Source organism: Rubrobacter sp. M3-4, from assembly GCF_059772285.1.
This window is the reverse complement of the sequence record NZ_JCBAJP010000006.1, coordinates 40,445-53,474: the sequence shown is the minus strand read 5'-3', so window position 1 is coordinate 53,474 and position 13,030 is coordinate 40,445. Positions and strand designations below refer to the sequence as shown.

At 65.7% G+C, this 13,030-nt stretch carries 15 protein-coding genes; 11 read left to right on the top strand and 4 right to left on the bottom strand.

Annotation, left to right across the window (positions count from 1 at the left end; all coding sequences use genetic code 11):
* Window positions 1-54: 54 nt before the first annotated feature.
* From AC6EKW_RS08430 to AC6EKW_RS08415, 4 genes are all read left to right on the top strand, one after another.
* Window positions 55-1,620 (top strand): Nramp family divalent metal transporter, encoded by a 1,566-nt coding sequence (locus AC6EKW_RS08430; protein ID WP_498514154.1) that lies wholly within the window; start codon window positions 55-57, stop codon window positions 1,618-1,620.
* 5 nt (window positions 1,621-1,625) lie between these two features.
* Window positions 1,626-2,168, top strand: a complete 543-nt coding sequence (locus AC6EKW_RS08425; RefSeq protein ID WP_498514243.1) for a hypothetical protein — start codon at window positions 1,626-1,628, stop codon at window positions 2,166-2,168.
* A 156-nt stretch (window positions 2,169-2,324) separates the two neighbouring features.
* Entirely contained in the window at window positions 2,325-2,996 is a 672-nt protein-coding gene (locus AC6EKW_RS08420) for a TerC family protein (RefSeq protein ID WP_498514153.1), read from the top strand.
* Complete coding sequence (locus tag AC6EKW_RS08415; protein WP_498514152.1) at window positions 2,996-3,712, top strand: TerC family protein; 717 nt, start codon at window positions 2,996-2,998, stop codon at window positions 3,710-3,712. Before AC6EKW_RS08420 ends, AC6EKW_RS08415 begins: the two co-directional genes overlap by 1 nt.
* Before the next feature lie 5 nt (window positions 3,713-3,717).
* Here AC6EKW_RS08415 and AC6EKW_RS08410 read toward each other — a convergent pair whose 3' ends face one another.
* Window positions 3,718-4,662 carry a quinone oxidoreductase family protein gene (locus tag AC6EKW_RS08410; RefSeq protein ID WP_498514151.1) on the bottom strand — a complete coding sequence of 315 codons (945 nt, stop codon included), beginning with the start codon at window positions 4,660-4,662 and terminating at the stop codon, window positions 3,718-3,720.
* Between the two features lie 229 nt (window positions 4,663-4,891).
* Between AC6EKW_RS08410 and AC6EKW_RS08405 the strand changes: the two genes are divergently transcribed.
* The gene (locus AC6EKW_RS08405) at window positions 4,892-5,089 is read left to right on the top strand and encodes a hypothetical protein (RefSeq protein WP_273841449.1); all 198 of its coding nucleotides are present in this window, start codon (window positions 4,892-4,894) and stop codon (window positions 5,087-5,089) included.
* 51 nt (window positions 5,090-5,140) lie between these two features.
* Here the strand turns inward: AC6EKW_RS08405 and AC6EKW_RS08400 are convergent, their stop codons facing one another.
* The 3 genes from AC6EKW_RS08400 to AC6EKW_RS08390 are packed head-to-tail and all read right to left on the bottom strand — an operon-like array spanning window position 5,141 to window position 6,673.
* Window positions 5,141-5,644 carry a hypothetical protein gene (locus AC6EKW_RS08400; RefSeq protein WP_498514150.1) on the bottom strand — a complete coding sequence of 168 codons (504 nt, stop codon included), beginning with the start codon at window positions 5,642-5,644 and terminating at the stop codon, window positions 5,141-5,143.
* A gap of 3 nt (window positions 5,645-5,647) precedes the next feature.
* Complete coding sequence (locus AC6EKW_RS08395) at window positions 5,648-5,908, bottom strand: helix-turn-helix domain-containing protein (RefSeq protein ID WP_273841453.1); 261 nt, start codon at window positions 5,906-5,908, stop codon at window positions 5,648-5,650.
* Between the two features lie 27 nt (window positions 5,909-5,935).
* Window positions 5,936-6,673, bottom strand: a complete 738-nt coding sequence (locus AC6EKW_RS08390; protein ID WP_498514149.1) for a FadR/GntR family transcriptional regulator — start codon at window positions 6,671-6,673, stop codon at window positions 5,936-5,938.
* A gap of 196 nt (window positions 6,674-6,869) precedes the next feature.
* Here AC6EKW_RS08390 and AC6EKW_RS08385 point away from each other — a divergent pair, with 196 nt between their 5' ends.
* From AC6EKW_RS08385 to pstA, 6 genes are all read left to right on the top strand, one after another.
* On the top strand, window positions 6,870-8,030 hold the full coding sequence (locus AC6EKW_RS08385; RefSeq protein ID WP_273888624.1) for a GuaB3 family IMP dehydrogenase-related protein: 1,161 nt from the start codon (window positions 6,870-6,872) through the stop codon (window positions 8,028-8,030).
* A gap of 9 nt (window positions 8,031-8,039) precedes the next feature.
* Window positions 8,040-9,560, top strand: coding sequence for a glutamine-hydrolyzing GMP synthase (guaA, locus tag AC6EKW_RS08380; protein ID WP_498514148.1), 1,521 nt, complete (start codon window positions 8,040-8,042; stop codon window positions 9,558-9,560).
* Entirely contained in the window at window positions 9,557-9,814 is a 258-nt protein-coding gene (locus AC6EKW_RS08375; protein ID WP_498514147.1) for a GrpB family protein, read from the top strand. Before guaA ends, AC6EKW_RS08375 begins: the two co-directional genes overlap by 4 nt.
* A gap of 160 nt (window positions 9,815-9,974) precedes the next feature.
* Window positions 9,975-11,126, top strand: coding sequence for a phosphate ABC transporter substrate-binding protein PstS (pstS, locus tag AC6EKW_RS08370; RefSeq protein ID WP_498514146.1), 1,152 nt, complete (start codon window positions 9,975-9,977; stop codon window positions 11,124-11,126).
* Window positions 11,127-11,211: 85 nt separating this feature from the next.
* Window positions 11,212-12,150, top strand: a complete 939-nt coding sequence (pstC, locus tag AC6EKW_RS08365; RefSeq protein WP_498514145.1) for a phosphate ABC transporter permease subunit PstC — start codon at window positions 11,212-11,214, stop codon at window positions 12,148-12,150.
* Window positions 12,147-13,010, top strand: coding sequence for a phosphate ABC transporter permease PstA (gene pstA, locus AC6EKW_RS08360; protein WP_273888629.1), 864 nt, complete (start codon window positions 12,147-12,149; stop codon window positions 13,008-13,010). Before pstC ends, pstA begins: the two co-directional genes overlap by 4 nt.
* Window positions 13,011-13,030: the final 20 nt, after the last annotated feature.

The following is a 13,030-nucleotide window of genomic DNA, read 5'->3' as shown; positions in this document are numbered from 1 at the left end:
ACCACGGGGAGGGTGGAGGCTCTCCCCGTCGAGGCAAAGGAGGAGTGAGAAGCGATGCCGGCTGACAGCGACGAGGGCGCTTCTGCCGCCAACTACAGGGAGGGGCGGCTTCACAGCCAGGCTCATCGCGTGGAGGGGACACCCGAGGCGCCAGCGGGGGAGGTGCGAGGAACAGAGGAAAGGTACTGGGACCCCGGACGCGGAGAGCCGATGCCGATCCGGAGGCTCCCGGAGGCACCGGTGGCGTTGCACCTCCTCGGACCGGCGATGGTCCTGGTGGCGCTCGGTGTAGGGCTCGGCGAGACCTTCATGTGGCCACGGCTGGTTTTGATCTTCGGGCCGCAGATCCGGTGGCTGTTTTTGATCGGGGTTTCGCTGCAGGCCGTGGTGATGCTCGAGATGGCCCGGTACGCGATGGCGACTGGCGAGAGTATCTTCTTCGGGGCGGCGCGGATAGCCAAGCCGTTCATGTGGTTCTTCTTCGCGGTGGCGATCCTGGTGTACATCTGGCCGGGGCACGTCTCGCTGGGCGCCCAGGCCTTCGAGTACATGACCGGGATAGGATGGCTCGGCACGGCCATAGTGGGGATAATCATCATGGGGGTCATCTACACGGTGGCCAAATACGTCTACAGCATCCTCGAGGCCGTGCTCTCCGTCCTGATCGGGCTTCTGGTGATAGGTTCGGTTATAGTCGCCGGGATCGTGGGGACCTGGCACCAGCTGTGGGCCACGCTCTACGGGCTGGTCTCCTTCGGGTACATGCCCAAGGCGGCGATGAGCGCGGCGTGGTTCCCGGTGATAGTCGGCTCCATAGCGTTCGCCGGTCCTTCGGGCATGCAGCAGATGTGGTACACGCTCTGGCTGCGCGACAAGGGCGCGGGTATGGGGGCGCACATCCCCAGGATCAAGGGCCTCATCCACCTGGACGAGGAAGAGGAGACCATGCCCTCGCGGGGGTTCATGTTCGACACCGAGGATCGGGACGAGATGCGCAAGTGGCGCAACTGGAGGCGGTGGGTGAGCTTCGACGCCATCCTGCTTTTCTGGGGCATAACGATGCTCGTGACCATCGTCTTCACGATCCTGGCTCAGGCCGCCGGGCAGATCAACCCCCACGTGATCGGCGTGATCAAGGGCGGTGACGAGACGGCGGCGATCTCGGCCATCGCGGCGGCGTACAAGAGCGCCGGCGGCACGGTGCTCAAGCTCGTCTACCTGGGCTTCATCGCGATCGTCGGCTGGAAGGGGACCTTCGGGATCTTCGACGCCTTCGCCCGCGGCCAGTCGGACATGACCTACTACTTCATCCCGGGAGCGCGCCGCTTCAGCATGAACAAGCTGTACTTCGGCTTCCTCTACGGGGTGATGGCCTTCGGCATACTGGTCCTGCTGTTCGGCCCCGCGGATGGCCCGGCCTCCGTGCTCGACATCCTGGCGTTCCTCTCGACGTTCGCGATGGGTGCCTACTGCATCCTGCTGCTGTTCACCAACAACCTGCTGCTTCCGAAGAGGATCCGCCCGAACATGATCGTCAACGTCGTCCTGGCGGCCGGGGCGATCTTCTACCTGGGCATGCTGTTCTACAGCCTGTTCCGTTTCGGGGTGGTGGTGGGTTGATCGCGATGCGTCTGCCGACGCGCAGGGCGTGGGAACTCGCCCTCCCCGGCATGGTGGTCGGACTGGTTACGGGACTCATGGTGGGGGGACTGGCCGTCTACGGCGGCCTGTCCCCCGCTCTCGTTGCCCTCGACACGCTCGGTCTCTGCGTGCCGCTGGTGCTGCTCGGCGCCCTCTACGACCGGCTCCTGGCGGCGGGACGGATACGCCTTGCCGGGGTCGCCCCCGCGATGCTGTTCTGGACGCTCGGCTTCCCGGCGGCCCGGCTGGTGCAGCAGCTCGTCCTCTGGGGGGGGACCGGCTTCGGCGGGGGAAGGGTCTTCCCGGACGGGTTCTTGCCCTTTCTCGGCTACCAGGCCCTGCTCGGTGCGGGCTACGGGATAGGCTTCCTGTGGATACACGAGATCCTGGCCTTGTGGTGGTGGCCGAGGATAGCGGAGCACAACCCCGTGGCCATGAGATACGTGCGGCAGCTTGTGGGAAGTGCTGCCGGATCTTCCGGGGACATCAGGCGGCATTCTAGAGGTCGAAGGCGAAACAAGACTTAAGGAAAGGTCTCCTTAGGGAGATCTTCCAGCAGCGCCCGGGAACCTCCACGATCGAGATATGCTGGATGAGCCGGCGTTTTGTGTCTTTCTGCACGGGACGCAGGGAAAAGGAGGGTGGTCTAGATAACGGCTTTCGTACCGCTTCTGGCTAGGCTTTTGGGCGTAATCTTCACCGCTGTTATGCTCTCCGGAGACAATGCGGTGGTGATCGCTCTGGCAGCGGGGAGGCTGAAAAGACGAGAACGCAAGAGAGCCATCTTTTTGGGGGCGGCCGGGGCTGTCTTCTTGCTGCTCGTGTTCGCCTCGGTTGTCACCCTGCTGCTGCAGATACCCTACTTCCGCGTCGCGGGGGGCTTTTTGCTCTTCTACATAGCCTGGAAACTCGTCCAGGGGGATGGGGAAGCCGAAAACCCGAAGGTCCAGGGCGGAGAGAGTATCTGGCAGGCCATAAGGATAATAGTGGTGGCCGACGTCTTGATGTCCCTCGACAACGTTCTGGCTCTGATCGGGGTCTCCGGAGGCAACCTCTGGCTGCTCGGGGTGGGGCTGGCCTCCACCGTGCCGGTGGTCTTCTGGGGGAGCCGGCTCCTCATCCGGGTGCTGGAGCGCTGGGGCTGGCTCGTCTACGCCGGGGCCGCGCTGCTCGGGTGGGTGGCGATCGGTATGATCTTCAGCGACGACTCTGTGCAGAGGTTCGCCGCCTCGGTGCGCGGCTTCGAGGACCCGATAGAGGCGGCGATCACCGCCGCCTTCGTGCTCTTCTGCTGGCTGTGGGCCAGAAGCAGGCGATATCCACTGCAGCGGGACGACGACCGTCGGGAGCCGTGATGGCTGGCCCGCGGGTTGCAGTAGAAGACCTCCTCGACGCCTCCGAGCTCCTCGCGGATTGGGGGGTGCTGGCCCGGCTGCCGGGCATACTCCTGGTCAACCTGATCCTCTCGGGAGACAACGCGGTGGTCATCGCTCTCGCAGCGCGAACCCTCAAGGCCCGGCAGCGGCGCCGGGCCATCGTGTACGGTTCCGCCGGCGCCGTAGGCCTGAGGATCCTGTTCGCCGGCTTCATCTCCCTGCTTCTCGAGCTCCCCTTCCTGCAGGCGGTGGGCGCGCTGCTTCTGCTCTGGATCGCCTGGAACCTCTCCGGCGACGACCCCGGTGTAAGCGAGGTGAGGGCCGGAAGCAGCGTTCTCGGGGCCGTGAAGATCATAATCCTCGCCGATGCGGTGATGTCCCTCGACAACGTTCTGGCCCTGATCGGGGTCTCCGGGGGCAACCTGTGGCTGCTCGGGGTCGGGGTGGCGATGACCGTGCCGCTCGTGGTCTGGGGCAGCTCCTTCCTTACCTCTCTGCTGGAGCGGTGGACCTGGCTGGTCTACGCCGGGACGGGCCTTCTGGTCTGGGTCGCCGCCGGGATGTTCCTGGACGACGGCGCGATCCGGGCCCTCGTCGATGTTCCCGCACGCCTCGAGGACGCCATCGGGCTGGCCGCCGCCGCGTTCTTCGTCGCCTCCAGCTGGTTCGCGCGACGCGGGAGGGGGAGTGCGTGATCTCCTCAGAAGACGATGACCACCCGGCCCCGCAGGCCACCGGCGTCCATCACGCGCTGGGCTTCGGCCGCCTCCTCCGGCGGGTACTCGCCGGCGACGCGCAGGCTCAGCCTGCCCTTCGAGGCGAGACGACGCAGCTCCTCCAGCCAGTCCGTCCGCTCGAGTACCCTGAAGACCATCACCGGCTCCACCCGGATCCCTCGCTCCGGCTGCTCCGGACGCCAGCCGCGAACCGTGATCATGCCTCCACTATCGCGGACGGCCCCAATCGCCCGCTCGTGCAGCAGCGCGGTGTCGAAGAGGCCGTCGGCCCCTTCGGGCGCCACCTCCCGTACCGCTGCGGCGAAGTCCTCCCCGCGCGGGACGACCACGTCCGCCCCGTATGATTTGACCAGATCTTCGTCTTCCGGCCTGGCGTCTGCGATGACCCGCAGGCCCGCCTCCTTTGCGAGCCCGATGACGTAGGAGGCGAGGAGCCCCGCCCCGCCCGTCACCGCGAGCGTCTGCCTGGGCTCGAGCGCGAGGGTCTCGAGCCCCAGCCTGGCCGTGAGCCCGTTCATCGGCAGGGTCGAGGCCTGCTGCAGCGTGGTACCCTCCGGGATCGGCACCACGGAGGCCGCCGGAACCACGATGAACTCCGCCTGCGCCCCACCCTCGGGTCTTCGCGGGTTGACCGCGGCCATCACCTCCTCCCCGACCTCGAGTCGCTCGACCCCCTCTCCTACCGCCTCGACCGTCCCGGCCGCGTCCATCCCCGGCGTCCAGGGCGGAGGGACATCTTCAACGCCCCTCTGCCGGAGCCCGATGTCCGTCGGGTTCACCGCCGCCGCCCGGACCGCGATCCGAACCTCTCCGGGGCCGGGATCGCGTACCTCCCGCCGTACGACCTCGAGTACCTCGGGACCACCGGGCGCCGTGATGCCCACGGCACGCGCCTCCTTCGTGCTCACAGAACCTCCTTCTCCCGATGAACCATGCCGGTCGCTTCCCGGTGCTTTCCTCCCATCCCACTCGGGGAAATTCATCACCGGAACCACACTTCTTCAAGCGTGCCAGATGACCTATCCCCAGGATCTATCGCGCTTCAAACTGTTATTTGTGAAGCAATTAACGGCAGTATGGTTGCACGCTGTTACAATCCAGTACTGGTAAGACCAATCAGGAGAAAAGGAGGTAAAGATGAACAAGACCGGTTCGCGCCTGGTTCGCTTTTTCGAGAGGTTCTCCCCGAGCGCGCAGATGTTCCGTGGCACGAGCCGTGGGCTCGGGAGGGGGCGGGGGGCGCGGCTCGCGGACGTTCCCGACGAGGAGAGCTCGGAGAAGGCGTACTACGAGCAGGAGTTCAGGGAGCTGGTCCGTCAGTTGAAGAAGGGGTAACCCCCTTTTTCTCTCGGGTGATCGCTGGCGGGGCGCCTTGCCCCGCCTTTTTCAACGTTTTATGGAGGCGATGACTGCCTCTGCCGTTTTGCGGGCGCGATCCGGGTCGCTCCAGGCGTCGAGGCGGCTGGAGACCTCCAGGCGCATCCAGGGGGAGGTCCACACCACCTGGTCTCCGACGGTGAGCCTTAGGGGTTCGTCGAGTTCGCAGGTGCCGAAGTCGCTACCCGGTGGGTATTCGAGTATGCGTTCCCCCGCGCACTCCTCGGCGACGAGCTCCGCGGCGGTTTTATCTGGGGAGATGTGGAAATCGAAGGAGTCGCGGGGCGCGGGCCAGTGGGTTATGACGATGCCGTCTTTCCCGAGGACGCTCACGACCCTCCTGTACCCCCGCAGGTGTTCCGGGAGGGGGTGTGGGAGGTCGAGCTCGTGGTCGTGGAGACGGCGGCGCAGTTCGGCGTAGAAGGTCTCGAAGTACTCGGTTATCCGGGAGCGGAGCTCTTCCAGGGTCTCGTCGTCCATCTCTCCGAGCGACACCCTGCGTCCCTCGAGCATGGCTCAGATCTCGTAGCCCAGGTCCTCTGGTCTCAGGTCCGGGTCCACCGGTGGTGGGGGAGAGGGGTGGGTGGTGAGGGTCTGGGCCTCGATGCCGAGGGCCTCCGCCAGGCTCTGCGTGACGCTGTCCTTCACCTCCGTGCGGGGGGTGGCCTCCAGCCCGACAACCACGCCGGGGTTCAGGCATATGGCGTCGGCCAGCTCCTCCCTGGAGAGGGAGGCCCTCTTTCGCGCCTCCTTCAGCAGTGCCCCGTCAACCTTCACCGCCGCACCTCCCGTGACGGATCTGATTCACGTTCGCTCCCCGGGGTCCAGTTTCGGCCTGAAGCTCCTCGCCACGTCCTCTATGTGGCGTGCCATCGCGCGCTGGGCCTCGTCCCGGTCGCGCCGCCTGACCGCCTCGAAGACCTCCCGGTTGCCCTGCAGGGAGTGCTTCGAGCGCTCGCCGTCGGAGAAGGGGCGTTCGTAGGCCTTCTCCAGCAGGTCGTTTATGATCTCGAGTATCTGCTCTATCACCGTGTTGTGGGTCGCCTGGGCCAGGAGGCTGTGGAACTCGGCGTCCTCGTCGGCCGTGGGCTCACCCTTCCGGACCTTCTCCTCCTGGCGGGCGAGGATCTCCTCGAGGGATCTCAGGTCTTCCTCTGTCGCCCGGTCGGCGGCCTTTCTCGCTATCTGCGGCTCGAAGAAGAGCCGGGCGTCCATCAGCTCCTCACGCAGTTGAGCCCTGCTGCGCAGTATCCGGGCTATCGGAGCGACCAGGTGTTCGGTGGTGATCTCGCGCACGAAGTTGCCGCCGCCGTGACGGCTCTCCACCAGCCCAGCGGCCTCCAGCTGCCGGATGGCCTCCCGGATCACCGCCCGCCCGACATCGAACTGCTCCGCGAGCTTCCGCTCCGGAGGGAGCGGCTGGCCCGGCTTCAGCTCCCCGCTCAGGATCGAGTCACGGATCCTGGCGGCTATCTCTATGTAGAGCTTGCGGCGCTTGGCGGGTGCGGTAGTCTGGTTCACCCCTTCGACATCTCCGCTCACGTCGGTAATATATCATGTGGCGGTAATGGAGCCCGGTGGCTGTTCTATACTGGTATATATAGTCTCCCTTGACCCTCCGCAGGTGTCGGGATAGCATGGCGGGGACTTGCGGTATCCAACGGAGAGAAGAGCAGGAGGCCCACGGAACTGCCCCGCCCGTGGGCTTTAGTGTATCCCCGAGCGAAAGGTTGTGCCGATGGACATTGAGATCGGGAAAGGAAAGACCGCGCGCAGGGCCTACGGGCTGGACGAGATCGCGATAGTACCCAGCCGCAGGACGCGCGACCCCGAGGACGTAGACATCTCCTGGACGCTCGGCGACCTGCGGCTCGATCTGCCGTGTCTCGCCGCCGCGCTAGACGCGGCGGTCGACCCGAAGACCGCCGGGATCATAGGTTCGCTCGGCGGGCTCGCCGTTTTGAACCTGGAGGGCATCCAGACCCGCTACGAGGATCCGGGCCCGGTCTTCGAGGAGATAGCGAGCCTCCCCGATACCAAGGCCACCCGCGTCATGCAGGAGCTCTACTCGGAGCCGATAAAGGAGGAGCTCATCTTCCGGCGGGTGCAGGAGATAAAGGAGCAGGGCGTGATCGCCGCGGCTTCGCTCACCCCGCAGCGGGTCGAGAAGTACCACCGGGCGGCGATCGAGGCCGGGCTCGACGTGCTCGTCATACAGGGCACGGTCGTCTCGGCCGAGCACGTCTCGAGCCGGGTCGAGCCGCTGAACCTGATGGAGTTCATCCCCTCGGTGGGTGTGCCCGTGATCGTCGGCGGGTGTGCGAGCTACTCGACCGCTTTGCACCTGATGCGTACCGGGGCCGTCGGCGTGCTCGTTGGCGTCGGGCCCGGGCGCATCTGCACCACCCGCGGCGTGCTCGGGGTGGGGGTGCCGCAGGCCACCGCGATAGCCGACGCCGCCTCGGCCCGGATGCGGCACTACCTGGAGACCGGCGAGTACGTCAACGTCATCGCCGACGGCGGGATGCGCACCGGCGGCGAGATCGCCAAGGCGATAGCCTGCGGGGCCGACGCGGTGATGCTCGGGAGCGCCTTCGCCAAGGCCGAGGAGGCGCCCGGGAGAGGCTATTCGTGGGGCATGGCGACCTTCCATCCCACCCTGCCGCGCGGCACCCGGATAAAGACCGAGACCGTCGGGACCCTCAAGGAGATACTGGTCGGGCCCGCCCACGAGAACGACGGCACCCTGAACCTCATGGGCGCTCTGAGGACCAGCATGGCCACCACCGGCTACCAGAACATCAAGGAGTTCCAGAAGGCCGAGGTGATGGTCGCTCCGTCGCTAGCCACCGAAGGCAAGCTCGAGCAGCGTACCCAGCGGGTCGGGATGGGGAGGTAGGGTCTTCCCTTGATCCTCGTCCTCGACTTCGGTGGTCAGTACGCCCAGCTCATCGCGCGCCGGGTGCGCGAGTGCCGGGTCTTCTCCGAGCTCGTCCCCTACGACACCTCGATCGAGGAGATAAAGCGCAAGGATCCGGAGGGCATAATCCTCTCCGGGGGGCCGAGCAGCGTCTACGAAGAGGGGGCCCCGCGGGTGGACCCGGCGCTCTTCGAGCTCGGTGTCCCGATACTCGGGATCTGCTACGGGATGCAGCTCATGGCGCTCGAGATGGGCGGGAAGGTGGGGGCCGTCCAGATCCGGGAGTACGGTCCCTCTGAGATCGAAGTGAGAGATCACCGGGTCCTCTTCGCCGACACCCCGGAGAGACAGCGGGTCTGGATGAGCCACGGGGACGCGGTCTTGAGCGCTCCGGAGGGCTTCGAGGTCACGGCCGGGACCTCCTCCACGCCCGTGGTCGCCTTCGAGGAGACCTCGAAGGGGCGTTACGGGGTGCAGTTCCACCCCGAGGTGCGGCACACCGAGTACGGGATGGAGATCCTCAAGAACTTCCTCTTCGAGGCGTGCGAGTGCCGGGCCGAGTGGACACCGGTCAACATCATCACCGAGGCCACGGAGAGGATAAGGGAGCAGGTCGGTGACGCGAGGGTCATAGCCGCCCTCTCCGGCGGGGTCGACTCGGCGACCGCGGCGATGCTCGTCTACCGGGCCATCGGCGACAACCTGACCTGCGTCTTCGTCGACCACGGGCTGTTGCGCGAGAACGAGGCCGAACAGGTCGTGGAGGCGTTCACGGAGAACTACGAGATACCTCTGATCCACGTGGACGCCACCCGGCGCTTTCTGGACAGGCTCGCCGGCGTCACCGACCCGGAGAAGAAGCGCAAGATCGTCGGCGAGGAGTTCATCCGCACCTTCGAGGAGGAGGCCCGGAGGATAGAGGACGCCCGGTTTCTGGTGCAGGGGACGCTCTACTCGGACGTGATCGAGAGCGGGACCCGCGACGCCGCCCGGATAAAGAGCCACCACAACGTAGGGGGGCTGCCGGAGGTGATGGACCTCAAGCTCGTCGAGCCTTTGCGCAACCTCTTCAAGGACGAGGTCCGGGTGATCGCCGAGGAGCTCGGGATGCCCGAGCGGCTGGTGTGGCGCCAGCCCTTCCCGGGACCGGGGCTCGCGATCCGGATAATAGGCGAGGTCACCGCCGAGAGGCTCGAGATCCTGCGCCGGGCCGACGCCGTTTTGCAGGATGAGATCCGCGCGGCCGGCTACTACCGCAAACTCTGGCAAAGCTTCGCTGTTCTGCCGGCGGTGCAGTCGGTCGGGGTGATGGGCGATGCCCGCACCTACGCCTACCCGATCGTGATCCGGGCCGTCACCTCCGACGATGCGATGACCGCCGACTGGGCCCGTCTGCCCTACGACCTCCTGGAGCGCATCTCGAACCGCATCATAAACGAAGTGGCCGGGGTGAACCGGGTGGCGCTCGACATAACCAGCAAGCCGCCCGGCACGATAGAGTGGGAGTGAGCGGGAATACCCCACTCGGTACAGACCCGGTGGAGGTCGTCCCCTACGACCCGCGCTGGCCGCGGATGTTCGAGGAGGAGCGGCAGCGGATACTGGGCGCGCTCGGCCCTCGCGCCCTGGAGGTGGTGCACATCGGCTCTACCGCCGTCACCTTCGCCCGCCGGTTCCGCCACGACCGGGCCGGGTACATTGACGGCAAGGAGGACTTCGTTCGAGCGGTCGAGATGCTTGCGCTGGAGGAGCAGGGGGCTTAAAGCCCAAAGCTTGAGCCATCAGGCCTTTAACAAGGCTTTAACGGGCGTTTTACGGTCGTGAAACCAATCCTGCCGGCTGCTCCCATATCATTTGGCCCGCATGGACCGGAAAAGTTCGAGGGCCCCGGGCGGGCCGATGCACGAAGGGAGGATCCGGGTTTTGAGACGCAGCGGGTGGACTACTGCGGTGGCGGTGGGAGTCGCCCTATCCCTGGCGGTCGCCGGGTGCGGCAACACCGTCGGGAGCAGCAGCGGCAGCTCCGGTGGTGGATCCGGGAAAGCCGGTGCTTCCGGTGGAGGGTCCGGGAAAGCCTCCGGCAGCGGTAACGTGCAGGCTGCGACGAGCCTGAGCGGGGCCGGATCGACCTTCGTCGGGCCCTACTTCAGCAAGGCCTTCAAGCAGCTCGCGCAGGACAAAGGGATACAGGTCAACTATCAGCTCGTCGGTTCCGGGGCAGGGATACAGGCCCTCATCAACAAGACCGTCGACTTCGCTGACTCCGACGCCCCGATGACCGACCAGGAGATGAAGCAGGCCGGTGGCAACCCGCAGCACATCGCCGTCGTCGGCGGCGGCGTCACCCTGGCGTACAACGTCAAGGGGGTGAAGGGAGGGCTCAAGCTCGACGGACCGACGATAGCGAACATCTTCCTCGGCAAGATCAAGAAGTGGAACGACCCGGCGATAAAGAAGCTCAACCCCGGCGTCAACCTCCCGAACGAGAACATAGTCGTCGTGCACCGTTCTGATTCCTCGGGGACCTCGGCCATCTTCACCACCTACCTCTCGTCGGTGAGCCCGGAGTGGAAGAGCAAGGTGGGAGCCAGCACCACCCCGAACTGGCCGACTGGGGTGGGAGCAAAGGGCAACGACGGTGTCGCCGGGCAGATCACCCGCACCCAGGGGGCCATAGGATACGTCGAGCTCGCCTACGCCCTCACCAACAAGATCACCTACGCCTCGGTCAAGAACGCCTCCGGCAATTTCGTCAAGCCCAGCCTCGATAGCGCGAAGGCGGCGATCGCGGGGGCGAAGATCCCGTCCGACCTGCGGGTGATCATCTCCGGGACCAACCCTCAGGGCAAGAACGCCTACCCGATAGTCGGGCTCACCTGGATGCTCGTCAGGCAGCAGGAGCAGAACCTCGCCAAGTGCAAGGCGATCGCCGAGACCGCCTGGTACGTCACCCACCAGGGTCAGAAGCTCGCCCCGAGCCTGCAGTACGTCCAGATCCCGCCCAAGGTCCAGAAGATAGACGAGCAGAAGATAAAGAGCATGGAGGCCGGCGGGAAGAAGTGCTACACCGGATGAGAGCGTATCCTCCGGGAGGATGGGGAGCCGATCGTCGGCTCCCCGTTTCTCGCGTCTTCTGGGGAGACGTCACATGATGGGTTACATGGGTAGACGGTTCAAGAGGGAGAACGCGGGAGATCTTCTCTTCCGCGTCCTCGCGCTACTGTTCGGGCTCTCGATACTCGCGATCACCTTCGGGATAATCTTCGAGCTGTGGATCAACACCTCCCTCTCGCGGGAGAAGTTCGGGCTGGGCTTCCTGTGGAGCACCGACTTCAACATCAACAAGGGAGAGATCGGCGCGCTCACGGTCATCTACGGGACCGTGGTGACCGCGGTCATCGCGATAATCCTCTCCGGGCTCGTCGGGATCGGCATAGCCGCCTTTCTCGTCGAGATAGCGCCGAGGAGGGTGAACCGCGTCGTGGGGTTCCTGGTCGAGCTTCTGGCGGCCATCCCATCGATAGTCTACGGGTTCTGGGGCATCTTCGCGCTCGCCCCGTGGCTCGGGGAGCACGTGGTGCCCGCCATAAAATCCGCTCTGGGTTGGCTGCCCATCTTCGCCGGCCCCTACGTGAACGCCAGCGTGTTCACGGCCTCGATAGTGCTGGCGATAATGATCCTCCCGACGGTGGCGGCGATCTCGCGCGACGTGATAGAAGCCGTACCGGATTCCCAGCGCGAGGGCATGCTCGCTCTGGGGGCGACCCGCTGGGAGATGTTCAGCCGGGCGGTCCTGCCGTATGCCAAGAACGGGGTGCTCGGTGCCCTGATCCTGGGGATGGGCCGGGCCGCGGGGGAGACGATGGCGGTCACGCTCATCATCGGCAACAACACCCAGCTCTTCACCTCGCTCTTCCAGCAGGGGGCAACCATGGCGAGCGTGATCGCCAACGACTTCGGCGAAGCGCACGGCCTGTTCCTCTCGGCGCTCCTCGAGATAGGGCTCATCCTGTTCGCGATCACGTTCCTCATAAACGTCGGTGCCAGGCTTCTCGTATGGGTCTTCTTCCGTGACCCGAGGGGAGGTGTGAGGGTTTGAGCGTACTCTCTTCTTCCGATCCCCGCGACCGGCGGCGGCACAGGACCGACCGGATCATGACCGCGCTCGCCGCCGCGAGCGTCGTCGTCGCGCTCGTGCCGCTCGCGGCGGTCCTCTTCTACGTGGCCTTCAAGGGGGCCGCGGCCTGGAACAAAGAGTTCTTCACCGGGCTCCCAACGCTCTTCGGCAGTGGCGGGGGGGTCGCGAACGGCATCGTAGGTACCCTGATCACCGTCGCTCTCGCGAGCATCATCGGAATACCCATCGGGGTAATGGCCGGGATCTACCTCTCCGAGTACGGCACGGGGCGTCTGGGGAGCCTGATCCGGTTCGTCGCCGACACGATGACCGGTATCCCCTCGATAGTCGCGGGGATCTTCATCTACGGTCTGGTCGTGCTCAACACCGGCGGCTACAGCGGGTTCGCCGGGGCCCTCTCGCTGGCCATCCTGATGATCCCCGTGATCGCCCGCTCGACCGAGGGGGTGGTGAGGCTGGTGCCGGACTCGATCCGGGAGGCCTCCCTGGGGCTCGGTATTCCGCGCTGGAAGACCATAGTGCGGGTGGTAGTGCCTTCGGCTTTGAACGGTATCGTCACCGGGGTCTTGCTCTCGGTGGCCAGGGTCGCCGGGGAGACGGCGCCGCTGCTGTTCACCGCCTTCGGCAGCGATTACTTCAACCTCAACCCCTTCAAGGGGCCGATGCCGGAGCTGCCGCTGCAGGTCTACAACGCCGCCCGCTCGGCCTACCAGGGGGTGATACAGGTAGGTTGGGGTGCGGCTCTCCTGCTGGTGCTGATGGTGCTGGTGGCCAACCTGCTCGCGCGGCTCGCTTTCAGAAGCCCCGGCGGGGGAAGATAGAGGGTACCCTTTGCTCATGG

Bases quoted from the DNA above. Each gene is read 5' to 3' on its own strand.
- AC6EKW_RS08430 (WP_498514154.1), top strand. From the start codon at position 55: ATGCCGGCTGACAGCGACGAGGGCGCTTCTGCCGCCAACTACAGGGAG.
- AC6EKW_RS08425 (WP_498514243.1), top strand. From the start codon at position 1,626: ATGCGTCTGCCGACGCGCAGGGCGTGGGAACTCGCCCTCCCCGGCATG.
- AC6EKW_RS08415 (WP_498514152.1), top strand. From the start codon at position 2,996: ATGGCTGGCCCGCGGGTTGCAGTAGAAGACCTCCTCGACGCCTCCGAG.
- AC6EKW_RS08405 (WP_273841449.1), top strand. From the start codon at position 4,892: ATGAACAAGACCGGTTCGCGCCTGGTTCGCTTTTTCGAGAGGTTCTCC.
- AC6EKW_RS08400 (WP_498514150.1), bottom strand. From the start codon at position 5,644: ATGCTCGAGGGACGCAGGGTGTCGCTCGGAGAGATGGACGACGAGACC.
- AC6EKW_RS08385 (WP_273888624.1), top strand. From the start codon at position 6,870: ATGGACATTGAGATCGGGAAAGGAAAGACCGCGCGCAGGGCCTACGGG.
- pstC (WP_498514145.1), top strand. From the start codon at position 11,212: ATGGGTAGACGGTTCAAGAGGGAGAACGCGGGAGATCTTCTCTTCCGC.